Source organism: Mesorhizobium sp. CNPSo 4661, assembly GCF_057784215.1.
The window spans coordinates 1-23,679 of record NZ_JBWGIO010000017.1; the positions used below are offsets into that span (position 1 = coordinate 1).

Genomic DNA, 23,679 nt, shown 5'->3' on the forward strand with positions numbered 1-23,679 from the left:
CTCTCTGCACAAGGCCCCCACATCCTCACCTGCCAGCATCCGCTCAACGGTTGCTAGCTTCACCTCTCGGCTAAATTTGCGTCTTCCGGGCATCAGTCCCTCTTAGGACTGTCCCTTATACCTCTGTCTCAATTTTGGGGTGCACTCCAGTAGGCAGTAGGCAGTAGGCAGTAGGCAGTAGGCAGTAGGGGGTTTATTCAGGTGCGAGCTTGATAATAAGCTGGCGAAGCATTTTTCCGATGGCTTCTGTGGCTGACAGCATGTGATGAACCTCATCACGAGTGGCCAGGCCGATGCGTTCTGCGATCTGGAGGTGCGTCTCGACCTCCTTCAGAGAGCCCTGTGCTATTCTGAGAAACTGCTGATAAGAGCCGGTGTTGTCTCGGCCGTAACCCTCCGCAATGTTTGCGGGGATAGATGTGGCCGAGCGGCGAATTTGGCTGGTCAACCCATACAATTCTTCTTTTGGCCATGCCTTGGTCAATGAGTAGGTAGCGACAGCCAAATCCATGGCTTGCTGCCAGACGATCAAATCCTTGTACGAGTTGATCTTGCCGGACATCTTTCCCTACTGCCTACTGCCTACTGCCTACTGCCTACTGCCTACTGCCTACTGCCTACCAATCATCGCCCGCGCAATGATGACGCGCATGATCTCGTTGGTGCCTTCGAGGATCTGATGGACGCGGAGATCCCGCACCAGCTTCTCGATGCCGTAATCGTGCAGATAGCCGTAGCCGCCATGCAACTGCAGCGCCTGGTTGGCGATGTCGAAGCCGATATCGGTGACGAAGCGCTTGGCCATCGCAGACCATTTGCCGGCATCCGGCGCCTTGCGGTCGAGCTTGGAAGCGGCTGCGTAGAGGAAGATGCGGGCCGCCTGCAGTTCCGTCTCCATGTCGGCCAGCCTGAACTGCAGCGCCTGGAACTGGTTGATCTTGGAGCCGAAGGCCTTGCGCTCACCCGTATAGGCAAGCGCCTTGTCGAGCGCCGACTGCGCCCCGCCCAGCGAACAGGCGGCGATGTTGAGCCGGCCGCCGTCGAGCCCGGCCATGGCGATGCCGAAGCCGGCGCCTTCGGTGGCGAGCAGGTTCTCGGCCGGCACCTTGCAATCCTCGAAGATGACCTGGCGGGTCGACTGCATGTGCCAGCCCATCTTGTGCTCGTTGGCACCGAAGGAGAGACCGGGTGCATCCTTGGGCACGACGAAGGTCGAAATGCCTTTCGGGCCGTCGCCGCCGGTGCGCGCCATCACGACATAGAGGTCGCTGTCGCCGGCTCCGGAGATGAACTGCTTGGCGCCGTTGAGCACGTAGTCGCCGCCGCTCTTCACCGCGCGCGTCTTCAGCGCAGCCGCATCCGAGCCCGAGCCGGGCTCGGTCAGGCAATAGCTCGCCAGCCATTCCATCGAGGTCAGTTTCGGCAGGAAGCGCTGGCGCTGCTCTTCGCTGCCGAAGCGGTCGATCATCGAGGCCGCCATGTTGTGGATGGAAATGAAGGAGGAGAAGGCCGGGTCGGCGTGGGCGAGCGCCTCGAAAATCAGCACCGCATCGAGCCGTCCAAGCGCCGAGCCGCCGACGTCGTCGCGCACATAGATGCCGCCAAGGCCAAGCGGCCCGGTCTCGCGGATCACGTCGGCGGGGAAGTGCTTTGCCTTGTCCCAGTCGAGCGCATTGGGCGCGACGCGGTCCGCCGCGAAGGCCTGGGCCATCTCCTGGATGGCGCGCTGTTCCTCGTTGAGTTCGAATTGGCCAGTGCCCGCATCGACTGCCGCGTCCATGGCGTGCTCCCTGTCGTTTCAGGCCTTCTGGCCTGTCGTTTTTGGCTTTGCGCGCCGTTCAATCTAGACCAATGATGCCGCCGCGCAACCCGGGCCGTTGAGAACCGGCTGTGCACGGAATGACTAACGGAGCTCTTGCGTGCCGACAATTTTCGAAGAGTTGCTGGATCGATTCCGCGGCTATCTCGCCGGCGTCGACAGCAACCGGGTCGCGGACGAGATCGCGCGCATCGGCTGGGACATGCCGGTCCGTGCGCTCGAACCGCGCGCGCTTGGCTGCCTTGGCCATCTCGATCGCATCGCCGAGCTTGCACCGGCCGACGCCAAGCCGCTGGCGCATTTCGTTGCCGACCATCGGGGCGCGTTGCGCTGGGGACAGACCTATACACCGGCCGATTTCGGGCAAACCTTCATCGACAATTACGGTTGGCTGGAAGTGTTCGGCACGCGCGGACACTTCGTCAATGACGAGGTAGCCGCGGGCCTGCTGATCCTCGGGCCGGACATCGTCTATCCCGACCATCACCACATCGCCGAGGAAATTTACATCCCACTGACCGGCGGCACGGAATGGCGGATGGGCGAGGGCAATTTCCATGTCCGCGAGGCCGGCGAGGTCATTCACCACGCCTCCAACGTCAATCATGCCATGCGCACGGGCAAGGAGCCGCTGATGGCGCTCTATCTCTGGCGCGGCGGGCCGCTGGCGCAGAAATCGACGATCGGCTCGTTGAACGACTTGAGGGGCAGGGGCTGATGGCCAAGGCGATCATGCTGCAGGGCACCGGCTCCGATGTCGGCAAGACGGTGTTGGTCGCGGGGCTTTGCCGCGCCGCGAGAAATCGTGGGCTGAAGGTCAGGCCGTTCAAGCCGCAGAACATGTCGAACAACGCGGCCGTCGCCGACATCCCCGACGACAACAGGGCCGGCGAGGGTGAGATCGGCCGCGGGCAATGGCTGCAGGCGCTGGCCTGCGGCGTGCGGCCGACCGTCCATATGAACCCGGTGCTGCTCAAGCCGCAGAGCGATATCGGCTCGCAAGTGGTGGTGCAGGGCAAGGTCTATGGCGAGGCGCGGGCGCGCGACTACCAGGCGATGAAGGCCGGACTGATGGACGCGGTGCTCGATTCCTGGGACAAGGTCGGCGAGGGCGCCGACCTCGTCATCGTCGAGGGCGCCGGCTCGCCGGCCGAGATCAATCTCAGGAGCCGCGACATCGCCAATATGGGTTTTGCGACGCGCGCCAATGTGCCGGTGATCCTGGTCGGCGACATCGATCGCGGCGGCGTCATCGCTTCCGTGGCCGGCACGCATCTCATCCTGCCGGAGGAAGACCGGCGCATGATCGCCGGCTATCTCATCAACAAGTTCCGCGGCGACGTCTCCTTGTTCGACGACGGGATAGGCGCGATCGAAAAATTCACCGGCTGGCGCTGCTTCGGCGTCGTGCCGTGGCTGAAGGCGGCCGGCCGGCTGCCTTCGGAGGATTCCGTCGTGCTAGAACGCCTCGCTTCCGGCGAGAAACGGGCGCTGAAGGTGGCGGTGCCGATGCTGGCGCGCATTGCCAATTTCGACGATCTCGATCCGCTCAAGGCAGAGCCGCAGGTCGAGGTTGTGTTCGTGCCGCCGGGAAAACCGCTGCCTCAGGATGCCGGACTCGTCGTCATTCCCGGCTCGAAATCGACCATCGGCGATCTCATCAAATTCCGCGAGAATGGCTGGGATCGCGACCTTCTTGCGCACCGCAAGCGCGGCGGCCATGTCGTCGGCATCTGCGGCGGCTACCAGATGCTTGGCCGCATCGTGCGCGATCCCGACGGCATCGAAGGCAACGTCACCGAGGCCGAGGGTCTCGGCCTGCTCGACATCGAAACGGTAATGGAGCCGGAAAAGACCGTGCGCAATTCAAGCGCGCATTCGCTGCAATTCGGCCTGCCGCTCGAGGGCTACGAGATCCATCTCGGCCGCACCACCGGCCCGGACACCGCGCGGCCTTCGGCGATCCTAAACGGTGTCGAGGACGGCGCCGTTTCCGCCGACGGCAAGGTGATCGGCACCTATCTGCACGGGCTGTTTGCCGCCGACGCTTTTCGCGCCGCCTACCTTGAGAGCCTTGGCGTCAGGGGAGGCGGCATCGACTATCGCGCGGACGTCGAGAAGGCGCTGGACGAGGTCGCGGCCGAGCTGGAGAAGCATCTCGACTGCGATGCGATTTTCGGATTGGCGCGATAGGCCTCTCACCAACGTCTGAGATTGGCGAAAACGCTCATCGGATCGTCATTCTATGGCGGAGCAAGGAGCGAAGCGACGCGCGCAGACCATAGAATCCATTCCGTGACGTTAAAGCGCGTCGCGATCTTTCAGATTCGCTCCATGCGCTTTAGGTTTTTGATTTTACGCATGTCTTTATCCCGAAACCGGTTCCCACTTTCGGGAGACATGCTTTAAGGCGCAGCAACGGTACAGAATTTTGCTCCGCTGCGTCCCTCGGCGAAAGTAACGGCATGGATCCTCGGGTCTGCGCGCGTCGCTTCGCTCCTTGCTTCGCCCGTGGATGACGAAGTTGAGACGCTGTCGCCAATCCCCAACGTCGGCGAGACGTCCTACGCCTTCTCTCCCGCCTTCGGCCAATAGGTGCCGAAGGACCAGACATTGCCTTCCGGGTCGAGGCAGATGAACTCGCGGCTGCCATAGTCGCGGTCGACCAGTTCCTGGATGATCCTGGCACCGGCCGTCTTCGCCTTGGCGTAGGCGGCATCGGCGTCATCGACGGCGATGTAGATCGACTTGCCGCCGCCCCCGCCTGGATCACCGACCATCTTGCCGTAATCGTCGTCGCGCGCGCTGCCCAACATGATCATCGAGGAACCGAAGGTCAGCTCGGCGTGGTGGATTGTGTCGCCTTCGCCGTAGCGGGCGCGCAGTTCGAAGCCGAAGGCCTCGCTCAGCCAGTCGATCATCTTGGCGGCGTTCCTGTAGCGAAGAGCCGGATAGAGACGGGGTGCTTCGTTTGCTGTCGGCATGACAATCTCCCTGTGCCGGTTGATGAATGCCAGTTTGTGCGAAGGCAGTTTCCCCGTCTTGAAGAAATGTTACCGCGCCGGCGCCTACATCGACGCTGCGAGCGCCGTCGGCGTTTCGCCGGCAAGCTGGCGAAATTCGCGCACCAGATGCGCCTGATCGGCGTAGCCGCAGTCGGCGGCGATGCCGGCCCAGTCATCGTCCTGCTGCTTCGACAGCGAAAGCGCGCGATTGAAGCGCACGATGCGTGACAAGGTCTTCGGGCCGATGCCGATCGCGTCGGTGAATTTGGCAGCCAGATGCTTGCGGCTCCAGCCGATCTCGCCGGCGAGGGCCGCAATGCGGGTGCGGCCGCCCGACTCTATGACCGTCCTGTAGGCCCAGGCGATTTCGGGCGAAAGCCCATTCGCTTCGGCAAGACGCCCAGCGATGAAATCCTCGGCAATGTCGAAGCGCGCGTCCCAACCCGACGCCTCGCCGAGTTGTTCGCGCAGAGCGACGCCGTCAAAACCCAGCGCGTCGTCCAACCCGATCATGCGGTCCCGCAACTCGCTCATCGGCAGGCCGAAGAATTGCCTGGCGCCAAGCGGCGTGAAATTGACCTGGACGCAGCAGGCGCCGCCGAAGGATTCGATCATGACTGGACCGGCATAGAGGCCGGCGGCGAAGCTGGCGTAACGATCGTTGTCGCCCGGTGTGTGGCCGAGTCCGATGGCGAAGGCTTCGGCAAAGCTGATCACCAGCGGCACGGTCAGCGAGGCGTATTCGACGATGCGGAAATGGCCAGAGCAAGTCTCCCGATAGCCGCAGATGTCCGTGACGATGCCTGCAAGCGACGCGGCGGGCTTGCGCCGGACCATCTCGAAATGGAGGGCGGGAGAGCGATTATCCTGTCGATGGCGCTCTGGCTCGTCGGACATGGCGCAAGCCTAGCAGACCGCGTCCTCAAATCAAAAGCGCCCGGCAGGGCCGGGCGCTCCGAGTTGCCAGAGAATGTTGCGCTCACGCGCCGCGCATCAGGCAGCCGGCGGCGAGCACGATATAGGCGATGAGCATGATCCAAACAGACGCAAGCGGAATGAATGCAAGAACGCCAAGAGCGGCGAGAAGGCCGATGATGGCGATGACCAATGAAATAATGAACACGATCTGGGTAGGTGCACTGAGATTCATGTCCGTCCCTCCAACATGATTCGCACACCCCGATAGTATCAGCAGGAGCCTCAGACACCAATGAGCTGGCGCAGGGGATTGGCCGGGTCGGCCAGCAACTTCGCGGCGAGCGCCAGGCAGACGACCACCAGCAGCGGCTTGATCAGCTTTGCGCCGATCCGGATGGCAAGGCTGGCGCCGACACGGGCGCCAAGGAATTGCGCCACGCCCATCATCAGGCCGATCTTCCAATCGATGACGCCGACGGCGGCAAAGACGATGAAGCCGCCGATGTTGGAAGCGAAATTGAGCAGCTTGGTATGCGCCGTCGCCTTGAGCACGCCATAGCCGGCAAGGGTGACGAAGGCGAGCATGTAGAAGGAGCCGGCGCCGGGGCCGAAGACGCCGTCATAGAAGCCGACCAGCGGCGGGATGATCAGCCCGAACAGGAAAGGCGACAGCCGCTCGGCGCGGTCGACGTCGTCCATGTTCGGCTTCAGCGCGAAATAGAGCGCGATGGCGATCAGAAGCAGCGGCAGCAGGGCGCGCAGGAAATCACCGGGAACGACGGTCGCAAGCAATGCACCGATCGCGCCGCCGACAAGCGCCAGCAGCGCCGACGGCAGCTGACGGCGCAGGTCGACCTGGCCGTTGGCGGCATAGTGGATGGTGGCCGAGCCGGAACCAAACATGCCCTGCAGTTTGTTGGTGCCGAGCGCGGCGACCGGCGAAAAGCCGGCGAGCAGCAGCGCCGGGATCGTGATCAGCCCGCCACCGCCGGCGATCGAGTCGACGAAGCCGGCGGCAAAGGCGGCAGCAATCAAAATGAGGATGGTCTGCAGGGTAAGGTCGATCATCAGGCAAGTCGCGGCGAGGAGAGCCGCAGCTTGCATCACGCTCAACCAGTTTGCGCAAGACCAATTCCACGCCAGATCGGTTCGCCGTTCCACGTCGAACCGCTCTGTTCTTTGCATTGGCGCAATTCCGGACGGAAAACCGCTTCACACTTTTCCTGGAATTGCTCTAACAATCAGATGGAATCGCGGAGGAGGCTGATAGCGATGGCGCTGCTCGACCAGATACGTTCGATCTTCGACGGTGACCCGGGTGTGCGCAAGGTGGCGGACGACCCGGTGCTGTCGGCGGAACTTTTGATGCTGTTCCGCATGATCCTGGCTGACGGCTCGGTCTCGGAGAGCGAGATGGTCGTCTTCCGGCACATCTGCAAGGAAGCCTTCGGCATCCCGGAGGCCAGCATCGAAAGTGTCATCGAATATCTCAACGACTATGGCTACGAGACCAACGGCTCGCAGGCGATCGCGCTGTTCCGCGATCTCGATGTCGAGCGGCGAAAGCTGCTTGCGCGCCACATGGCCGAGATCGCCAAGGCCGATTCCAAGCTGGCGGAGAGCGAAGTCCGGCTGCTGCGTCGCACGCTTGACCTGCTCGATATCCGTCCAGTCGATGTGGTGAAGCCGGAGAGCTGAAGCCGACTGTTCGTCTACCCCTGTTCCTGCATTTTGCGCGCGATGGCGCGGTGGAGGTCGGGCGCCGCCGCGACCAGCGCCTGCGCCGCTTCCGAACGCGGATGGTCGAGCACATCGGCGGCCCGGCCGCGCTCGACGATCTTGCCCTCATGCATGACCAGCACCTCGTCGGCCATGGCGCGGGCGACCGTCAGGTCATGGGTGATGAAGAGATAGGCGATGCCGAGCTTCTGGTTGAGCTCGGCGAAAAGGTCGAGGATCTGGGCGCGGATCGAGACGTCCAGCGCCGAGACCGGCTCGTCGGCGACCACCAGCTTCGGGCGCGTGATGATGGCGCGGGCGATCGACAGGCGCTGGCGCTGGCCGCCCGAGAATTCATGCGGGTACTTGTCCATGTCGCGGGGACCGAGACCGACTTCATCCAGCGCATGGGCGACCATCTCGCGGCGCTCGGCCAGGGGCGGCTGCCTTTCGAGAAGATGCAGCGGCTCTGCCACCAGCTTCTCCACCTTCTGGCGCGGGTCGAAGGAGCCGTAAGGATCCTGGAACACCACCTGCATGTCGCGCCGGGCCGGCCTCAGCGCCGCTTCCGGCTTGCCCGTGATGGGCTCGCCGCGAAAGCGGATCGTGCCCGCCGTCGGTTTGTCGAGCGCCAGGATCATGCGGGCAAGCGTGGACTTTCCGCAGCCCGAGCGGCCGACCAGCGCCACCGATTGCGCGGGCTCGATGGTGAGCGAGACATCGTCGACGGCCCGGATCGGTCGCGCCGGTCGGAACAAGGATATGCGCCGTCCCGGATAATCCCGGCCGACGCCATCGACTTCGAGCAGGGGTTTTGCCGAGCCGGCAAGGTGCGGTTTCGGGCGCGCCGGCACGTGCATGGAGGCCAGCGCCAGCTCGCGCGTGTAGGGATGCTGTTGCTCCGACAACGTGCGCGCGGTGTCGCCGGCCTCCGTCACCTCGCCGCGGCGCAGGATGGTCAGGCGATCGGCCATCTCGGTCACCACCGCGAGGTCGTGCGAGATGAGCAGCAGCCCCATGCGGTTCTCGCGCACGAGATCGCGCAAAAGATCGAGGATCTGCGCCTGCAGCACCACGTCGAGCGCCGTCGTCGGCTCGTCGGCGATGAGCAATTTCGGCTTCAGCGCGCAGGCGATGGCGATGACGACGCGCTGGCGCTGACCGCCGGACAGTTCATGCGGGTAGCGCGACAGCGGGAATTTGGCCTCGGGCAGCCCGACGCGGTCGAGGATTTTTCGGGCGCGGTCCTCGGCCTCGGCGCGGCCGGCCTTGGTGTGCCAGCGGATGCCTTCGGCGACCTGCTCGCCGATGGTCTTGACCGGATTGAGCGCCGTCATCGGCTCCTGGAAGACCATGCCGATATCGTCGCCGCGCAAGGCGCACATCTGGTCCTCGCTCGCGGCAAGGATGTCGATGCCGTTGAAGGCGACGCGGCCGTCGGCACGAGCCAGATGCGGCAAAAGCCGCATGATCGTCAGCGCCGTCATCGACTTGCCGGAGCCGGATTCGCCGACCAGGCCGACCACCTCGCCTGGCGCGATGGTCAGCTCGACGCCCTTGAGGATCGGTGTGGCGCCGATCGTCAGCGACAGGTTCTCGATCTCGAGCAGGCTCATCTGCGCCGCCGCGATTTTGGATCGAGGATGTCGGCGATGCCGTCGCCGAGCAGGTTCAGACCAAGCACGGTGACGACGATGGCCATGCCGGGAAAGATCGCCATCCAGGGCGCCGTCACCATGCGGGTCTGCGCGTCGAACAGCATGCGGCCCCAGCTCGGCATCGGCGGCTGGGCGCCAAGGCCGACATAGGAAAGCCCGGCTTCGGCGAGGATGCCCAGCGCGAACTGGATCGTGCCCTGGACAAGCAGCAGCGTCGCGACGTTGGGCAGGATGTGCTCGACGCTGATGCGCGTCATGCCCTTGCCCGCGGCACGCGCGGCAAGGATGAACTCGCGCGGCCAGATGGCTAAAGCGCCGGCGCGGGCGACGCGGGCGAAGACCGGGATGTTGAAGATGCCGATGGCGATGATGGCGTTGACGGCGCCAGGGCCGAAGATCGCCGTGATCATGATCGCCGAAAGCAGAGCCGGAAAGGCGAAGACGAGATCGTTGACGCGCATCAGCGCCTCGTCGGCCATTCCGCCGCGCGCGGCGGCGAAGGCGCCGAGCGGCACGCCGATGCCCATGCCGATACCGACCGCGACCAGCGCGACTGCGATCGAATTGCGGGCGCCGACCATGATCATCGACAGGATGTCGCGGCCGAAATGGTCGGTGCCGAACCAGTGTACCCAGGAGGGCGGCTGCGTCTTGTCGGCGATCACCAGCCTGGTGACGTCAAAGGGCGTCCACAGGAAGGAGAGGAGCGCGACGGCCACGACCAGCAGCGTGATGATGAGCCCGATCAGGAAGGAGCGGTTGCCGAAGGCCTTGGCCAGCACGCCGGCAATGGTCTCTTCGGGCAGGTCGACGCGCATGGTCATTGCCGGCCCCTGAGGCGGGGGTCAACGATGGCGTAGGAGAAGTCGACAACGAGGTTGATCAGGATCACGGCGGCGACCAGCAGCATGACGATGCTCTCGACGACGATCAGGTCACGCTGGGTGATGGCCTGGAAGATCAACCGGCCGAGGCCAGGCAGGTAAAAGACATTCTCGATGATGATGGTGCCGGCGAGCAGGAAGGCGAATTGCAGGCCGAGGATGGTAAGCACCGGGATCATGGCGTTGCGCAGCGCATGGCGCCACAGAACTGCGCGGTAGGGCAGGCCCTTGGCGCGGGCGGTGCGGATATAGTCTTCGTTCAGCACCTCGATGAGCGCCGAGCGGGCGACGCGCGCCAGGATCGCCGCCTGCGGCAGGGCGAGGGCAATGGCGGGCAGGATCAGGGATTTCAGCGCCGTCCAGATACCGGCGCTCCAACCCGGGAAACCGCCGGCCGGAACCAGCCGCAGCCAGACGGCGAACAGATAGATCAGCATCAGCGCGAACCAGAAATTCGGCACGGCGACGCCGAGCTGGGCGGCGCCCATGGAAAGCGTGTCGCTCGCCCGGCCCTGGCGGCTGGCGGAGAAGACGCCGACCGGAATGGCGATGATGGTCGAGAGCGCCAGCGCGATCAGCGCCAGCGGCAGTGAGACCACGACGCGTTCACGCACCAGGTCGATGACCGGCACCGAATAGGTGTAGGAGCGGCCGAAATCGAGGCTGAGCAAGCCCGCCGCCCAGTGGAGATAGCGCAGCACCAACGGCGCGTTCAGCCCCATCTGGTCGCGCAACACTTCGACCTGCTCGGCGCTGGCATTCATGCCCAGCATCAGGCGCGCCGGGTCGCCGGGCAGGATCTCCATAACCGCGAACACCACGATCGAGGCCAGCACCAGGGTGAGGGCCGCAATGATCAGGCGCTTCAGGAGATAGGCTGTCATTGCGGGATGGTTTGGTTGGCGGGTGCAGAGACTGGGCAAAGATGGCGTTCTGTCGCCCCCCTCTCTGGCCTGCCGGGCATCTCCCCCTCAAGGGGGGAGATCAGCAGTTTCCGCGCCGGTGACACCAACGCGGCGCAGGAAATTGGCGAAAGCAGCGAAGGGAGCGCAATCTCCCCCCTTGAGGGGGAGATGCCCGGCAGGGCAGAGAGGGGGGCGACGGAACGCAACGTTTGCCCTTGGCCGACTGCCCTCAATCCGTCCACTTGACCTTGGTGAGATCGTCCGCCTCGATCGGCCAGTTCGTCCACATGCCCTGCAGCTTGGCGTCCCAGACGCCGATCTTGGGCAGCTCGAACAGGTAAACGGCGGGCACGTCGTGCGCGAGAATCTTCTGCGCCTCGCCCAGCAGTTCCAGCCTCTTGTCCTTGTCGACCGTGGTGCCGAGCGCCTTGATGACATCGTTGAACTTCGGATTGTCATACTGGAAATAGTAGCCGGGCCGCGAATAGATATCGATGTCGTTCGGCTCGACATGGGAAACAATCGTCAGGTCGTAATCCTTGTTGGTGAAGACCTGGCTCAGCCACTCCGCCCATTCGACCGGGATGATCTGCAGATTGACCCCGATCTCCTTCAGTTGGGACTGGATCACCTGGCCGCCGTCGCGTGCGTAGGGCACGGGCGGCAGCTTGATCGTGGCCGAGAAGCCGTTCTCCAGCCCCGCTTCCTTCAGATACTCCTTGGCCTTGGCGATGTCGTGCGGATAGACTCCGGTGAGATCGACATAGCCCGCATCGCCTGGCGAGAAATGAGAGCCAATCGGCTTTCCAAGACCGTTCGAGGCCGCTGCGATGATAGCGCTGCGATCGATCGCCGAGGCGAGCGCCTGCCGCACCGCAAGCTTGTCGAAGGGTGGCTTCTTGTTGTTGATCGACAGGATTGTCTCGCCCTCGGTCGAGCCGATCACGACGCTGAAGCGCGGGTCGGACTGGAGCTGCCCGAGCGCGTCTTGCGCGGGCATGTTGGCGAAAGCCTGGATGTCACCCGAGAGCAGTGCGGGGACAGCCGCGGCGGCGTCGGGAACGATGCGGAATGTCGCCTTGTCGAGCGCGACGGGTGTACCCCAGTAGTCCGGGTTCTTGACGAGTGTGATCTCGGAACCCTTCGCCCAGTGATCGAGCTTGAATGGACCAGTGCCGATCGGCTTGTCCTTATTGCCGTCGGCCGATCCCTTCGCCACGATCACCGCCGCAACCTGGCCCACGTCGTAGAGGAAATCGCCCTGCGGCCCGTCGAGGGTGACCTTAACGGTCGCCGGATCGACCGCCGTGACATCGGTGATGTGCGCAAAGAGCTGTTTTTGCGGATTGAGCGAATCCTTGGCACGTGCCCGGTCCAGCGAGAATTTAACGTCGTCGGCGCTGAAGGCCGAGCCATCGTGGAACTTCACGCCGGAATGCAGCTTGAACGTGTAGGCCTTGCCGTCGTCGGAGACTGCCCAGCTCTCGGCGAGAGCGGGCTGAACCCGGCCATTGTCGTCGATGCGCGTCAGCCCTTCAAAGACATTGGCATAGGTGACTTCGCCGATGGCCGCGGCCGCGCCGGCGGTCGGATCGAGATGTGGCGGCTCGAGCACGATCCCGAGCGTGAGATCAGTGCGCGCGGCAAAGGCCGACGTGGCGGCGGCAAGCGACAGCACAGCCGCGGCCAGGATGGTCTTCCACAGTTTCATCGCTGAACTCCCATTGCTCAAAACGTGGTCAAGCTGGCGGATAGAAGCGTGATTTCGCGCGCGAGTAAATCGCGTTTCATGCTGCCGTGTCCCGCCGCGGGAAATGTTTTTCCCATGATCGGCGCAATCAGTCCGTCGTGCCTCTCAGCAGGATGTTGAGACCGATCGCCATCACCTTGGCCGATTCCACCATGTCGGCGATGCCCACCCATTCGTCCGGCCTGTGCGCGAGGTCGAGAATGCCCGGGCCATAGGCGATGCAATCGTAGAGGTGGCCGATGCGCGCGACATGCTTCTGGTCGTAGGTGCCGGGCGAGATGACGTAGTCGGGTTCGCGGTCGAACACCGCCATGATGCCTTTCGCGACGGCCTGCACCACCGGCGCGTCACGCTCGGTCATCAGCGGCAGCACCTCCATCAGGTCGCGGATCTCGTAGTCGAATTTCTTGCGCTCGCGCTTCAGCCGCTCGAGGATGCCTGTGACTTCGCTTTTGACGGTGGCGATGTCCTCTTCCAGCAGGAAACGCCTGTCGATGGTGAGCCGGCAGGAATCCGGCACGTTGGGCGAGGGCAGCCCCGGCCGGAAATCCTCGGTCTGGCCGCCATGGATGGAATTGATGTTCATGGTCGAGCGCCTGGCGCCTTCCGGCACCACCGGCATGCGCGTCATCTTGCGGTCGAGGGCCGGGAACAGCTCGTCCTCGAAAGCCTGCAGGACGGCGCCCATATGGCGCACCGCATTGTCGCCGAGGAACGGCATCGAGCCATGCGCGATCTCGCCCTTGGTCTCGATCTCGGCCCACCAGACGCCGCGATGGCCAAGGCAGATGCGATCCTTGTTCAGCGGTTCGGGAATGATGACGTGGTCGACCTTCGGCTTCGAGAAATAGCCGAGCCGCGCCAGATGGGCGACGCCGCCGAAACCGCCCGATTCCTCGTCCGCCGTGCCCGATATCTCGATGGCGCCGGGAAAATCCGGATGGACCTCCATGAAGGCCTCGACGGCGATGACCGAGGCCGCCAGGCCGCCCTTCATGTCGCAGGCACCGCGGCCATAGACCCTGCCGTCCTTCACCACGCCGGCGAAGGGATCGACGGTCCAGCCTTCGCCCGCCTCGACCACGTCGATATGCGAGTTGAAATGCACGCAAGGTCCGGGCGAGCGGCCGTCGAAGCGGGCGACGACGTTAACGCGCGGATAGCGGTCGCTGTCGCCGGGCGCGCCTTCGGCACGGATGAACTCGGTTTCGAAGCCGCGTTTCCTGAGACGCGCGCCGAGAAACTCGGCGCATGGCCGGTAGGCTCCGCCTGGCGGGTTGACGGTCGGAAAGCGGATCAGGTCCGCGGTCAGCGCAACGAGGTCGTCGACCCGACCCTCGACCGCCTTGAGAAGTCGTTCATTCATCCGGCGGATTGAAGAAGGAACGCGGCACTTTTGCAAGCAGCCAGTCGCTCATTGCCACACGACGATCCGGGCATGGCCCAACGCGCCTTCCTAAACTCCAGAGGGTGAGTGTCGCAGCGGCAACTATACCGGGAAAATCGTTCAAATTCACCGCATTGGATTGGCGGATTCGTCAACGAGTGTGTGGTACTTAACGCATCTGCCGGCAAAAAGATGGAAAAACCGCGCGAATGGCAGGGGGCAATCAAAGGGGTTTGATCGCATGAAAAAGTTCGTTCTCATGGCAACCGTGCTGGCAACCGCGTTGTTCGGCATGTCTATCGCAAGCCGGGCGGCCACGCTGGTCGCCAACATCGATGTCTCGACACAGACCATGACCGTCAGCAAATACGGCCAGGTTGTTTACCGCTGGAGCGTGTCGACCGCGCGCAAGGGCTACTTCACGCCGCGCGGCAGCTACCGGCCGCAATGGACCGCCCGGATGTGGTATTCGCGCAAGTATGACAACTCGCCGATGCCCTATTCGGTGTTCTTCCACGGCGGCTACGCCATCCACGGCACCGGGGCGGTGAGAAATCTCGGGCGCCCGGCCTCGCATGGCTGCGTGCGCCTGCATCCGGCCAACGCCGCGATGTTCTATGCGATGGTCAAGGAAGTCGGCTTCGGCAACACGCGGATCGTCGTGGCCAACTGAGTTTGGCCGGACCGAGGATTTCACCCGGCGCAGGCGGCGACTGCTGCCTACGCCTCGGTGATCGTTGAGCGTTGCCTTAAAGCCTCACATGCCACGAAAAACAATGGCTTACGCCATGTTCGACTGGTTTGTATCGCTGCGCAGTGGTAGATAAGCAGACGCTAATCTCGTTTGCTTGGGGACTACAGATGTATCGATTTCTTCTAGGCGCCGCACTCGCGGCAACGGCCACCTCAGCCTTCGCTGCCGATGCGCCGGTTGTTCTGGATCAGGAACTCGCACAGCCGCATATTTCGGGCTATGGCGAGCTCTATCTCGGCGGCCTTTATTTTTCGGTCCCAGGCGATCACGAGACGGGCACGGCGGCCGGTGGCGCCGCTCGCGTCAATTTCCCGATTGATGCCCGCTGGAACATCCAGACCGATGCCGTCGTCGATTCGCTTTGGGTGCAGGGAACGAACATCTACAGCTATGGCGGGGCCGTTCATGGCTACTGGCGCGACCCGAGCTCTTATGCACTTGGCGGGTTTGCGACGCTCAATGGATATGGCGGCGACGAAGGTCTAAGCGACGCGAACCTCTATAGCTTCACCGTCGGTCCTGAAGCTCAGGCGTATTTCGGCAACGTGACGCTCTATGGCCAAGTTTACTACGGCCAGTTGCGGGCAAGCGGCGAATCCGAGCATTTCGACAATTGGGGCGGGCGCGGCGTGGTGCGCTTCTTTGCTCAGGACAACCTTCGCTTCGATGGTGAACTTGGATACTCGCGACTGTCCGCGGGTGGCGGTCATCTCGACACTCTCACAGGCGCTTTGCAGGCGACCTACAGGTTTTCCGGCACGCCCTGGTCCGTGTTTGGGCGCTATCAGTGGGACCACCTGACGATATCCGAGGCGTCGGGCAGCGTGAACGTCCACAAGTATGTGGTCGGGCTAAGGGCCAGCTTCGGCTCGGATACCCTGCTTTCAGAAGACCGCAATGGCGCGACCATGGACACTTACCGGCCGAACTTCGGGGTGCCGATCTTCTGAGATCGCTTTGCTGGCCTGATCGCCAAGCCAATATCGATGCCGCGAAGATCAATCTTCGCGGCTTTTCTTTTTTGTGTGTAGTGAAGTCCGCGAGGCTTTTCCGGCCGCAAATAGGCTAGAGCGGTTCAGCGTTTCACGGAATCGCCGAACCGCTCTAAGTCTTTGTTTTTACGCAATTCCGGACGGAAAACCGCTACGCACTTTTCCTGGAATTGCTCTAGCCTCGGTGGTTCGGAATCTCAGTTGGCGGGTTTTGCCTGTCCGCGCTTGCGGCGGCGGCCGCTGATTTCCCAGCGCTTGTGGAACCACATCCACTGTCCGGGATCCTCACGCACCCAGCGCTCGACGACATCGGTGAGCAGCTGGGTGGTGGCTGCGACATCGACGCTGCCGCCTTCGGTGCGCGGCAAGGTCAGCTTGTCCTCGATTTCCAGGCGGAAGCGGTTGCCCGGCAGCCTGACGCAGCGGGCGGGGTAGACATCGCAGTCATAGTGGCGCGCCAGCATGCCGAGCATCGGATTGCTCTGGCATGGGCGGTCGAAGAAGGTCGTGTCCACGCCGCCCGAGAATTTCTGATCGACCAGCACGCCGATATTGCCGCCCTTTTCCAGGATGGCGGCAAGGGCGAAGGACGCGCCGGTGGAGGAGGGCAGCAGGGCGCCCATCGAGGAGCGGCGCGTCGAGTGGATGTAGTCGGCGAGATAGGGGTTGTTCGGTGGGCGAAACAGCGCCGTGATGTTCATGCCGAACGTGGCGGCGGCCACTGGCAGCAACTCGAAATTGCCGAGATGGCCGGTGAACAGGATGTGCGGCTTCTTCTCGCCGGCGATCTCGTGGAAATGCTCGACGCCGCGTACCTCGACCCGGCCCGGCTCCGAGGCGTCCGGATCGAAGTCGAACAGCGCATCGAGGAAGATGTATTCGGCCGCGAGGCGGGCCATGTTGCCCCACATGTCGCGTGCGATGGCCTCGATCTCGGCGTCGCTCTTTTGCGGGTAGGCGAGGCGCAGATTTTCGACTGCTACACGATGGCGCCCGACCAGCGGGCCGATGCGGCGGGCGGCACGGTCGGCGAAGTTGAGCGCGCTGTCAGGCGGCAGAAGGCGCAGCAGCGAGAGCAACACGATGGCGAGCTTGGCGACCAGCCAGTGCTCCAGCTGGCGCAGCCGCAAGCCGTAGCGGAACATCAAGTCCCGGCGGGCTTTCCTGAACACCTTGCCGACCATCTTGTCTCAGGAAACGCGCAGGATGATCTTGCCGAAGACGTCGCGGCCTTCCATGCGCTTCAGCGCGGCGTCGATGTCGTCGAAACCCACCTCGGTATCGATGACCGGGGCAACGAGCCCCGCCGCCATCTTCTGCATGGCGTTGGCCATGTTCTCCATGCGGCAGCCAAAGGAGCCGAGCAGCTTCAGCTGCTGCTGGAAGAGCTGCATCAGGTTGACCTGCGTCGACACGCCTGAGGTCGAGCCGCAGGTGACGAGGCGGCCGCCGCGCTTCAGGCACAGCATCGAGCCAGCGAAGGTGTCGGCGCCGACATGCTCGAACACCACGTCGACGCCCTTCTTCCTGGTCAGCTTGCGCACCACGCCTTCGAAACGGTCCTCGCGGTAGTTGATGACGTGATCGGCGCCAAGCGCCCTGGCCTTGTCGATCTTGTCGTTCGAGCCGACCGTGGTGATGACGGTGCAGCCCATCTTCTTGGCGAGTTGGATTGCGGCGGAGCCGATGCCGGAGCCGCCGGCATGGACGAGGATGGTTTCGCCGGGCTCTAGCCTGGCGTTGTCGAACAGCATATGCTCGACCGTGCCGAAGGTGACCGGAGCGACCGCGGCGCCGATCTCGGTGACGCCGGGAGGAGCGGGCACCAGCAGGCGTGCCGGCAGGTTGATCTTTTCCTGGGCGAAGCCGTCGAGATGGAAGCCATGGACGCCGGACACATGCTCGCAGAGATTGTCGCGGCCTTCGCGGCAGGCGCGGCAGAGCCCGCAGGTGCGGGCGCCATAGATCGACACCAATTGGCCCGGCAAGAGATTGGAGACGCCCGGTCCGACCGCCTCGACCTCGCCGGCGGCTTCGGCGCCGACGACCAGCGGCAGCTTGCGCTTGGCAAACGCCATGCCGCGCCAGCCCCAGACGTCGATATGGTTGAGCGCCACCGCCTTGATGCGGAGCGTCACTTCGCCCAGCGAAGGCGGCGGGGGAGGCGGCAGGTCCACCGTTTCAAGGCGGCGGTCCTCGATAAGTTGCAATGCGCGCATAGGGCCTGTCGGTTCAGTTCTAAAGCGCGTTGCGCTTTAGTTCTTTGTTTATGCATGTCGTCATCGCAAAACCGATTTCACTTTTGCGCGACATACATTGGCTGAAAAAGTCCGCTTAGACCGGTTCCCGCGCCATGACAAGGCAGGTGTTCTGGCCGCCGAAGCCGAAGGAATTCGACAAAACGGTGCCAACCTCGGCGTTGCGCTTCTTGTTCGGCACGACATCGAGGACGATCGCCGGATCGGGATTGTCGTAATTGATGGTCGGCGGGATGACGCTTTCGCGCATGGTCATCAGCGAGAAGGCTGCCTCCACCGCGCCGGCGGCCGACAGTGTGTGGCCAATCATCGACTTGTTCGACGAGACCGGCATCGAGCCGATGCGCTCGCCGAAGACGGTGGACAGCGACAGGTGCTCCATCTTGTCGTTTTCGGGCGTCGAGGTGCCGTGCGCGTTGACGTAGTCGATCTCGTCCTCGCTCATGCCCGCATCGGCAAGGGCGGCGCGCACCGCCGCGATCGCCGGCGAGGCATCGGGCTTGGAGCGGGTGCGGTGGAAATCGTCGGCTTTTTCACCGCAGCCGCTCATGATGCCGAGGACCGTCGCGCCACGAGCCAATGCGGCTTCCAGCGATTCCAGCACCAGCGCGCCGGATCCTTCGGCCAGCACGAAGCCATCGCGATCCTTGGAGAAAGGCTTTGAGGCCTTTTCAGGAATGTCGTTGTGGGTGGAGAGAGCGGAGAGCAGCGAGAAGCGGATCAGCGCTTCGGCGGTGGCGGAACCGTCCGCGCCGATCGACAGCGCCTTGTCGCATTCGCCGCGGCGGATCGCCTCGACGCCGAGCTGGATGGCGGTAGCGCCTGAGGCGCATGCGGTCGAGAGCGTTATCGGCAGGCCGCGCGTGCCGAACCGGTCGGCGAGACGATCGGCGATCGAGCCGAACTGGGTGGTTTCGAAAATGTCGAGCTCCTTCAGCCCGCGCGCCACGCGCAGCAGCCTTTCTGCGCCGCCATCCTGCTTGTCGGCATTGTAGAGCGAGAAGCGGTCGGCCCAGTCGAGCTCGACCGGCGGCGAAGCGAGGAACAGCGGGCCGCCGAAATCGCCGGAATCGAGGCCTGCTTCCGACACGGCTTCCTGGGCGGCGGTCTCGGCCAGTTCGTAAGTGAGGTGACTGGCGCCCCTGGAACTCGACGGCAGGAAGTCGACCATGCCGGAAATGCGCGTGTTGAGCTGATCGACGGGAAAGCGGGTGATCGGATGGATGCCGGATTTCCCCGAGGTCAGCGCTGCCCAGTTGTCTGCTTTGCCGACGCCGAGCGAGGTCACCACGCCGATGCCGGTCACGGCGACGATTGGCCTGCCCATGTGGTCGCGAAGATTGGCCATGCTTTGTCTGCCTCGTTATCGAGCAATTCCAGGAAAGTGTGTAGCGGCTTTCCGCCCGGAATTGCGGAAAAACCGATCTAGGCGGCTTTCACCAGCCCAAGGCCCTCGAATTGGTGATAGCCGATCGCGGTTGCAAGGACGGAATTCGGGGCGCCCTGGAATGGGCGCTCCACTGTGGCATCGAAGACAGGGTAGCCGGCCTTGCGGTCGACGGCCATTGCCGCGAGCGCAACCGCAAAGGGGAATTGAGCCTCCTTCATGTGGCCGGTCAGCGTCGAGAAAGCACGCACGGCCAAAGCCGGGTTGGCGTCGAGCACGGCCTTCTCGGCCGCCGTAGCGGCGTGGGCGCCGGAGGCGGCGGAAATCGTCAGCAGATCGCCGTCCGGAAGGGCGGCCTTTTTCAGCAGCGCCGCGATTTCGGCATTCAGTTCGCCGCGCCGGCGCCTTGCACGGCCGGAGACTACGGGGCCAAGCTCGGCGTAGATCTTGCGGCCCCGGTTTTTCGCGTGCTCGCGCTGCTCCAGCACCAGGAAAGCGCCGCCCGAGCCCGTCACCACACCGCCGCCTTCTGCGCCCTGGCGTTGCCAGACCGGCTTCCATGGGCCGCGATGCAGGTAACCGGCGAGCTCATAGCCGAGCAGCATGTCGGAATGCTCGGTCTGGAAGGCACCGCCGACCAGAACATGGGTCGATTGTCCCGAGCGGATGCGCGCGGCCGCCGTCTCGACGGCCGATACGCCGGCGCCCTCCTCGCCCATGAAGGTGCGCGACGAACCGGTGACCTTGTGGACGATCGAGATGTTGCCGGCGAGCAGGTTGGAGAGCTGGGCAAGGAACAGCGTCGGCCGCAGTTCCGTGGTCAGCTTCTCGTTGAGCAGCACGTCGCGGTCGTTGCGGCTCTCGGAGGCCGCGAGGATCGCGGCATCGACGGCTTCGTCGCGCTCGCCGCCGCCGGCCGCCACCACCATGTCCATGGTCGTGCAAAGCTCATCATCGCCCTTGATGCCGGCGTCATCCAGCGCCAGGCCGGCGACATAGGTGCCGAGGCGCTGCCAGGTTTCCATCTGGCGCTGGTCGCCGCGCTTGGCGATCTGCAGGTTCCAGTCGATCTCGGGCAGGGGATGGATGGTGTAAGGCGCAAAGCGCTCAGCCTCGAGCACCGGCTGGAAGCCGGGCTGCGTGAGCTTCTGCCAATGCGCGTCGGGACCTTCTCCCAGTGAAGAGACAAGGCCGATACCGGTGATGACGACGTCGTGGGAACTCATGGGCGGCTGTTGTGGGTCAGCAGACAGGGCGCGTCAAGGCAGCGCTCGAACAGTCTCAGGCCGCCTTGGCCGCGACCAGCGCGTCGATCTTGGCGCACAGGTTCTTCATGACGAAGTAATCGTCGGTCGAAGCCTTGCCGTCGTTGACTTCCTGCGTCCACTTCTCGAGCGGCACCTTGATGCCGAATTCCTTGTCGATGGCAAAGACGATGTCGAGGAAATCGAGGCTGTCGATGCCGAGGTCGTCAATGGTGTGGCTCTCGGGCGTGATGGTGTCGATATCGATCTCGCTGGTATCGGCAATGATCTTGGCGACTTTCTCGAACGTGGTGGACAAGGGCTCTTCCTTCGGTTGCGGGCGGAATCTGTCCGCATCTTGCTTTGGGCGCTGTCTAATCGGTTTTTCCCGGCAGGAAAAGGCCTGATGCGCCGGCCGCAGATGGGTAGGGGGCCGGGCAAACGCAAGAAGGGCCGCCGGTCGACCCGGCGGCCCTTCCATTTTGCGCTGCGTCGGCTTTTATTCCAATGCATGCCGTTGTCCCAAAACCGGAACCACTTTTGGGCGACATGCATCAGTCGCGGAGCTTAACCAGGTCGTTGAGCAGCCCGCCCGTCCCGTTGTGGACGGTGAGCCGCTCGACCTTGCCGGCGATGGCCTCGAGAGCCTCGAGCTCCTTCAGCCGCAGCATCACCGGGTTCTCGGCCATCACCTTGGCCGTGTTGAGCAGCGAACGCGTGGCGTTCGTCTCTTCCCGGCGCCGGATGACGTTGGCCTCGGCCTGCTTTTCGGCCGAAACCACCTGGTTGAGGATCTCGCGCATATCGCCCGGCAGGATCACATCCTTGAGGGCGATATCGCTGACCTCCAGGCCGATCGCGGCCATGTCCTCGCGCACCTTGGCCGCGGCGTCCTCGTCGACCGTCACCTTCTTTTCAAGGATCTGGTCCAGCGTGAGCGCGCCGAGCGTCTTGCGGAAGGCGTACTGCAGGGCGCGGTAAAGGGCTTCGGAGAAGTCCTTCACCGTCGCCACCGCCTTGACCGGATCAACGACCTGGTACTCGGCGGCGATGTTGACGCGGATCGTGACGCGATCCCTGGTCAGCACTTCCTGCCCGGCGACATCGAGCGACTGGCGCTTGAGGTCGACGACCTTGATCTGCACCATGCGTCCGACGCTCCAAAAGCCATGCACGCCCGCCGTCAGGGTGCGCACAAGCACACCGTCGACGAAGAGCAGCCCGGCCTGACCGTCCACGACTGGATGGACGGACATCAGCTCCGCCTTCCTGGCCTGGCCAAGCCGGCGCATGACCGCCGGATCGATGGCGAGATCGGCCGAAGTGTCGATCATCGTCACCTTCCACGGACCGGCATCCGTCCACAGCACGAGCTTGCGGTCCGGCGCCAGCACGGCGTGGAGGCTCCCGTCACGCTCGATGACGGCGACCTCCGTGCGCCCGGTGCGAACGACCGTGAAGTGCCGCGCGGCCACGTCCGGGAGCTTGTCGAACAACGCCTTCTCGTATGCCGAAACGAATTCCGGATTCTTCAGATCGTGCCTGGAGACCTCGAGGCTCCCGCGCCGGTTGGCGAGCGCGTGCTCACCCGGCATCAGGACAGCCTTGATCTCACCCTTGTAGAGGGTGAGGGCACGTTCGTTTTCCTTTACGAGGACGCGCTCGCGTCCAAGAACCTTGTCGAGAATAGTCGTCATTGTCTTACTCCTGTCGGGCATGGCCCCATGCGAGGCGTCACGTCATGCGTCGATCGTCCTTTTCTTTTCTCGTTTCACGTCGTTTCGTACTTCATGTCCCGGCATGAATGATCCGGGGACCGGTGGCATCCGCGCGAAGCGGGCCTTCGGGAGCGGATCGCGGGGCAGTGAAGCGGGCGCCGGAGGCCAAGCCTCCCTTGCCGACGACACCGCGCCTTGATCGTCACCGCGGGCCTGGCCGCGAGCCGACGGCCTCGGACCGTTCGATACGGCCTCGGCCCGAAGGCTTCAGCCGTCCGTCAAGTCTTCAGCATTCCGGCCCCCGGACCGTTTTGGATAACACCTTGGAAGGGTGTCGGCTTAACAGGCCGTTGGAGAAGGAATCGAACCTTCGACAATCAGATTATGAGTCTGACGCTCTAACCAAACTGAGCTATCCATGTCGTGGGTGTGGGAGTCGAACCCTGCCTCCGGACCCAAATCCGGCGCTCTCCGTGAGCTACACCCGCAATCCCAACACCCGAAACGGCGCCGTATACAGAGCGGCAAAGCCGCCTGCACGGGCGGAGACAAAAGCTCCAACCGTTGTGCTCGCTTCGGTTTTCGTGACCGGGAGCGCGCCTATAGACCCTGCGACGGGTTGTCGCAAGCGGCATTGTCGCGGCGCATTTGCGGCTTCTTCCGGGTGTGGCATTTCGGCTACAGTAGTGAGCCGCGCGGGCCGGCGCCTTAGAATGTGACGCGTCCCAGCACCTTGAGGCCGTCGCCTTCCGGCGCCACCACCACGGCCTCGCCCTCGCGCGGCGCTATGCCGGTGAGCGCCTGGATGTTTTCCAGATGCGTGACCAGCACCAGATTGTCGGAGCCGGAATAACCGCGGATCTCCTTCATGACCGCTTCCATTTGCGCGGCCTTTTCGGCCGGGTCGGTTTTGAGCAGATCAAGCGGCGCGAAGGGCTGCGGCTCGGATTCGAAAGCGATGCGCGCTGTGTCGAGGCAGCGGCAGTAGCGGCTGGAGAGCACGTGATCGATCGGCGCCGCGCGTGCCGCGAACAGCGCGCCGATACGGCTTGCCTGCTGCCTGCCGCGCTCAGACAAATTGAGCTGCGTGGCGCAATTGCCGACGTCGAAATTGGCCGGGTCGGCAGCTCCGGTGACGAAGGCATGGCGAAGCAGCACGATATGGCCGCCGTCGCGCAGCAGCGCCCAGCCGGCGTCGGTCGCATGGGCAAGGCTCGGAACAGCTAGGAGAAAAAGCGCCAGAACAATTCGCAGCATCGGAAGTCCTTCGGCGGCCCGGAG

General features: G+C 63.7%; 23 protein-coding genes and 1 tRNA gene. 5 read left to right on the plus strand and 19 right to left on the minus strand.

The window, feature by feature from the left end; translation table 11 throughout:
* Nucleotides 1-193 precede the first annotated feature (193 nt).
* Both AC0YKC_RS24555 and AC0YKC_RS24560 read right to left on the minus strand, forming a co-directional pair.
* Complete coding sequence (locus AC0YKC_RS24555; protein WP_320295339.1) at nucleotides 194-562, minus strand: four helix bundle protein; 369 nt, start codon at nucleotides 560-562, stop codon at nucleotides 194-196.
* Between the two features lie 48 nt (nucleotides 563-610).
* Nucleotides 611-1,780, minus strand: coding sequence for an isobutyryl-CoA dehydrogenase (locus AC0YKC_RS24560; RefSeq protein WP_320295340.1), 1,170 nt, complete (start codon nucleotides 1,778-1,780; stop codon nucleotides 611-613).
* 139 nt (nucleotides 1,781-1,919) lie between these two features.
* On the opposite strand from AC0YKC_RS24560, the gene AC0YKC_RS24565 reads away from it, so the two are divergent.
* Both AC0YKC_RS24565 and AC0YKC_RS24570 read left to right on the plus strand, forming a co-directional pair.
* Complete coding sequence (locus tag AC0YKC_RS24565; protein ID WP_488512935.1) at nucleotides 1,920-2,537, plus strand: dimethylsulfonioproprionate lyase family protein; 618 nt, start codon at nucleotides 1,920-1,922, stop codon at nucleotides 2,535-2,537.
* Entirely contained in the window at nucleotides 2,537-4,012 is a 1,476-nt protein-coding gene (locus AC0YKC_RS24570; RefSeq protein ID WP_488512936.1) for a cobyric acid synthase, read from the plus strand. Before AC0YKC_RS24565 ends, AC0YKC_RS24570 begins: the two co-directional genes overlap by 1 nt.
* A gap of 371 nt (nucleotides 4,013-4,383) precedes the next feature.
* On the opposite strand, the gene AC0YKC_RS24575 is transcribed toward AC0YKC_RS24570, so the two are convergent.
* From AC0YKC_RS24575 to AC0YKC_RS24590, 4 genes are all read right to left on the minus strand, one after another.
* Complete coding sequence (locus AC0YKC_RS24575) at nucleotides 4,384-4,803, minus strand: VOC family protein (protein WP_434723187.1); 420 nt, start codon at nucleotides 4,801-4,803, stop codon at nucleotides 4,384-4,386.
* A gap of 84 nt (nucleotides 4,804-4,887) precedes the next feature.
* Entirely contained in the window at nucleotides 4,888-5,721 is an 834-nt protein-coding gene (locus AC0YKC_RS24580) for a helix-turn-helix domain-containing protein (protein WP_488512937.1), read from the minus strand.
* Between the two features lie 82 nt (nucleotides 5,722-5,803).
* Nucleotides 5,804-5,974 (minus strand): hypothetical protein, encoded by a 171-nt coding sequence (locus AC0YKC_RS24585; RefSeq protein ID WP_112127440.1) that lies wholly within the window; start codon nucleotides 5,972-5,974, stop codon nucleotides 5,804-5,806.
* 50 nt (nucleotides 5,975-6,024) lie between these two features.
* The gene (locus AC0YKC_RS24590) at nucleotides 6,025-6,810 is read right to left on the minus strand and encodes a TSUP family transporter (RefSeq protein ID WP_434723185.1); all 786 of its coding nucleotides are present in this window, start codon (nucleotides 6,808-6,810) and stop codon (nucleotides 6,025-6,027) included.
* A 198-nt stretch (nucleotides 6,811-7,008) separates the two neighbouring features.
* Here AC0YKC_RS24590 and AC0YKC_RS24595 point away from each other — a divergent pair, with 198 nt between their 5' ends.
* On the plus strand, nucleotides 7,009-7,440 hold the full coding sequence (locus AC0YKC_RS24595; RefSeq protein ID WP_320295560.1) for a TerB family tellurite resistance protein: 432 nt from the start codon (nucleotides 7,009-7,011) through the stop codon (nucleotides 7,438-7,440).
* 14 nt (nucleotides 7,441-7,454) lie between these two features.
* On the opposite strand, the gene AC0YKC_RS24600 is transcribed toward AC0YKC_RS24595, so the two are convergent.
* From AC0YKC_RS24600 to AC0YKC_RS24620, 5 genes are all read right to left on the minus strand, one after another.
* Entirely contained in the window at nucleotides 7,455-9,077 is a 1,623-nt protein-coding gene (locus AC0YKC_RS24600) for an ABC transporter ATP-binding protein (protein WP_488512938.1), read from the minus strand.
* Nucleotides 9,074-9,943, minus strand: a complete 870-nt coding sequence (locus AC0YKC_RS24605; protein WP_320295347.1) for an ABC transporter permease — start codon at nucleotides 9,941-9,943, stop codon at nucleotides 9,074-9,076. Before AC0YKC_RS24605 ends, AC0YKC_RS24600 begins: the two co-directional genes overlap by 4 nt.
* Nucleotides 9,940-10,887, minus strand: a complete 948-nt coding sequence (locus AC0YKC_RS24610; RefSeq protein ID WP_488512939.1) for an ABC transporter permease — start codon at nucleotides 10,885-10,887, stop codon at nucleotides 9,940-9,942. The genes AC0YKC_RS24605 and AC0YKC_RS24610 overlap by 4 nt, the downstream gene beginning before the upstream one ends.
* A 250-nt stretch (nucleotides 10,888-11,137) precedes the next feature.
* Nucleotides 11,138-12,619, minus strand: coding sequence for an ABC transporter substrate-binding protein (locus AC0YKC_RS24615; protein ID WP_320295349.1), 1,482 nt, complete (start codon nucleotides 12,617-12,619; stop codon nucleotides 11,138-11,140).
* A 127-nt stretch (nucleotides 12,620-12,746) separates the two neighbouring features.
* Nucleotides 12,747-14,024, minus strand: coding sequence for an acetylornithine deacetylase/succinyl-diaminopimelate desuccinylase family protein (locus tag AC0YKC_RS24620; RefSeq protein ID WP_488512940.1), 1,278 nt, complete (start codon nucleotides 14,022-14,024; stop codon nucleotides 12,747-12,749).
* Between the two features lie 262 nt (nucleotides 14,025-14,286).
* On the opposite strand from AC0YKC_RS24620, the gene AC0YKC_RS24625 reads away from it, so the two are divergent.
* Both AC0YKC_RS24625 and AC0YKC_RS24630 read left to right on the plus strand, forming a co-directional pair.
* Nucleotides 14,287-14,718, plus strand: coding sequence for a L,D-transpeptidase (locus tag AC0YKC_RS24625; RefSeq protein ID WP_434723180.1), 432 nt, complete (start codon nucleotides 14,287-14,289; stop codon nucleotides 14,716-14,718).
* A gap of 188 nt (nucleotides 14,719-14,906) precedes the next feature.
* A complete protein-coding gene (locus AC0YKC_RS24630; protein WP_320295352.1) occupies nucleotides 14,907-15,749 on the plus strand; it encodes a hypothetical protein in 843 nt (280 codons plus the stop codon).
* Between the two features lie 239 nt (nucleotides 15,750-15,988).
* Here the strand turns inward: AC0YKC_RS24630 and AC0YKC_RS24635 are convergent, their stop codons facing one another.
* The 8 genes from AC0YKC_RS24635 to AC0YKC_RS24670 all read right to left on the minus strand — a co-directional run bounded on the left by AC0YKC_RS24635 (nucleotide 15,989) and on the right by AC0YKC_RS24670 (nucleotide 23,655).
* Nucleotides 15,989-16,975, minus strand: coding sequence for a lipid A biosynthesis lauroyl acyltransferase (locus AC0YKC_RS24635; protein WP_488512941.1), 987 nt, complete (start codon nucleotides 16,973-16,975; stop codon nucleotides 15,989-15,991).
* Between the two features lie 6 nt (nucleotides 16,976-16,981).
* On the minus strand, nucleotides 16,982-18,010 hold the full coding sequence (locus AC0YKC_RS24640; protein ID WP_320295354.1) for a zinc-binding dehydrogenase: 1,029 nt from the start codon (nucleotides 18,008-18,010) through the stop codon (nucleotides 16,982-16,984).
* 115 nt (nucleotides 18,011-18,125) lie between these two features.
* Complete coding sequence (locus AC0YKC_RS24645; protein ID WP_488512942.1) at nucleotides 18,126-19,397, minus strand: beta-ketoacyl-ACP synthase; 1,272 nt, start codon at nucleotides 19,395-19,397, stop codon at nucleotides 18,126-18,128.
* Nucleotides 19,398-19,474: 77 nt separating this feature from the next.
* Nucleotides 19,475-20,662, minus strand: coding sequence for a beta-ketoacyl-ACP synthase (locus AC0YKC_RS24650; protein WP_320295356.1), 1,188 nt, complete (start codon nucleotides 20,660-20,662; stop codon nucleotides 19,475-19,477).
* Between the two features lie 55 nt (nucleotides 20,663-20,717).
* Entirely contained in the window at nucleotides 20,718-20,999 is a 282-nt protein-coding gene (locus tag AC0YKC_RS24655) for an acyl carrier protein (RefSeq protein WP_027167184.1), read from the minus strand.
* 235 nt (nucleotides 21,000-21,234) lie between these two features.
* The gene (locus AC0YKC_RS24660) at nucleotides 21,235-22,377 is read right to left on the minus strand and encodes a slipin family protein (RefSeq protein WP_488512943.1); all 1,143 of its coding nucleotides are present in this window, start codon (nucleotides 22,375-22,377) and stop codon (nucleotides 21,235-21,237) included.
* 371 nt (nucleotides 22,378-22,748) lie between these two features.
* Nucleotides 22,749-22,817: transfer RNA gene (locus AC0YKC_RS24665), tRNA-Ile, on the minus strand.
* A 289-nt stretch (nucleotides 22,818-23,106) separates the two neighbouring features.
* Nucleotides 23,107-23,655: a histidine phosphatase family protein gene (locus AC0YKC_RS24670; RefSeq protein WP_434723175.1), complete on the minus strand. Its 549-nt coding sequence runs from the start codon at nucleotides 23,653-23,655 to the stop codon at nucleotides 23,107-23,109.
* Between the last annotated feature and the right edge of the window lie 24 nt (nucleotides 23,656-23,679).

Excerpts from the sequence above, each read along its gene's own strand:
- AC0YKC_RS24555 (WP_320295339.1), bottom strand. The coding sequence starts at position 562 with ATGTCCGGCAAGATCAACTCGTACAAGGATTTGATCGTCTGGCAGCAA.
- AC0YKC_RS24560 (WP_320295340.1), bottom strand. The coding sequence starts at position 1,780 with ATGGACGCGGCAGTCGATGCGGGCACTGGCCAATTCGAACTCAACGAG.
- AC0YKC_RS24570 (WP_488512936.1), top strand. The coding sequence starts at position 2,537 with ATGGCCAAGGCGATCATGCTGCAGGGCACCGGCTCCGATGTCGGCAAG.
- AC0YKC_RS24575 (WP_434723187.1), bottom strand. The coding sequence starts at position 4,803 with ATGCCGACAGCAAACGAAGCACCCCGTCTCTATCCGGCTCTTCGCTAC.
- AC0YKC_RS24580 (WP_488512937.1), bottom strand. The coding sequence starts at position 5,721 with ATGTCCGACGAGCCAGAGCGCCATCGACAGGATAATCGCTCTCCCGCC.
- AC0YKC_RS24585 (WP_112127440.1), bottom strand. The coding sequence starts at position 5,974 with ATGAATCTCAGTGCACCTACCCAGATCGTGTTCATTATTTCATTGGTC.
- AC0YKC_RS24590 (WP_434723185.1), bottom strand. The coding sequence starts at position 6,810 with ATGATCGACCTTACCCTGCAGACCATCCTCATTTTGATTGCTGCCGCC.
- AC0YKC_RS24600 (WP_488512938.1), bottom strand. The coding sequence starts at position 9,077 with ATGAGCCTGCTCGAGATCGAGAACCTGTCGCTGACGATCGGCGCCACA.
- AC0YKC_RS24605 (WP_320295347.1), bottom strand. The coding sequence starts at position 9,943 with ATGACCATGCGCGTCGACCTGCCCGAAGAGACCATTGCCGGCGTGCTG.
- AC0YKC_RS24610 (WP_488512939.1), bottom strand. The coding sequence starts at position 10,887 with ATGACAGCCTATCTCCTGAAGCGCCTGATCATTGCGGCCCTCACCCTG.
- AC0YKC_RS24615 (WP_320295349.1), bottom strand. The coding sequence starts at position 12,619 with ATGAAACTGTGGAAGACCATCCTGGCCGCGGCTGTGCTGTCGCTTGCC.
- AC0YKC_RS24620 (WP_488512940.1), bottom strand. The coding sequence starts at position 14,024 with ATGAATGAACGACTTCTCAAGGCGGTCGAGGGTCGGGTCGACGACCTC.
- AC0YKC_RS24625 (WP_434723180.1), top strand. The coding sequence starts at position 14,287 with ATGAAAAAGTTCGTTCTCATGGCAACCGTGCTGGCAACCGCGTTGTTC.
- AC0YKC_RS24630 (WP_320295352.1), top strand. The coding sequence starts at position 14,907 with ATGTATCGATTTCTTCTAGGCGCCGCACTCGCGGCAACGGCCACCTCA.
- AC0YKC_RS24635 (WP_488512941.1), bottom strand. The coding sequence starts at position 16,975 with ATGGTCGGCAAGGTGTTCAGGAAAGCCCGCCGGGACTTGATGTTCCGC.
- AC0YKC_RS24640 (WP_320295354.1), bottom strand. The coding sequence starts at position 18,010 with ATGCGCGCATTGCAACTTATCGAGGACCGCCGCCTTGAAACGGTGGAC.
- AC0YKC_RS24645 (WP_488512942.1), bottom strand. The coding sequence starts at position 19,397 with ATGGCCAATCTTCGCGACCACATGGGCAGGCCAATCGTCGCCGTGACC.
- AC0YKC_RS24650 (WP_320295356.1), bottom strand. The coding sequence starts at position 20,662 with ATGAGTTCCCACGACGTCGTCATCACCGGTATCGGCCTTGTCTCTTCA.
- AC0YKC_RS24660 (WP_488512943.1), bottom strand. The coding sequence starts at position 22,377 with ATGACGACTATTCTCGACAAGGTTCTTGGACGCGAGCGCGTCCTCGTA.
- AC0YKC_RS24670 (WP_434723175.1), bottom strand. The coding sequence starts at position 23,655 with ATGCTGCGAATTGTTCTGGCGCTTTTTCTCCTAGCTGTTCCGAGCCTT.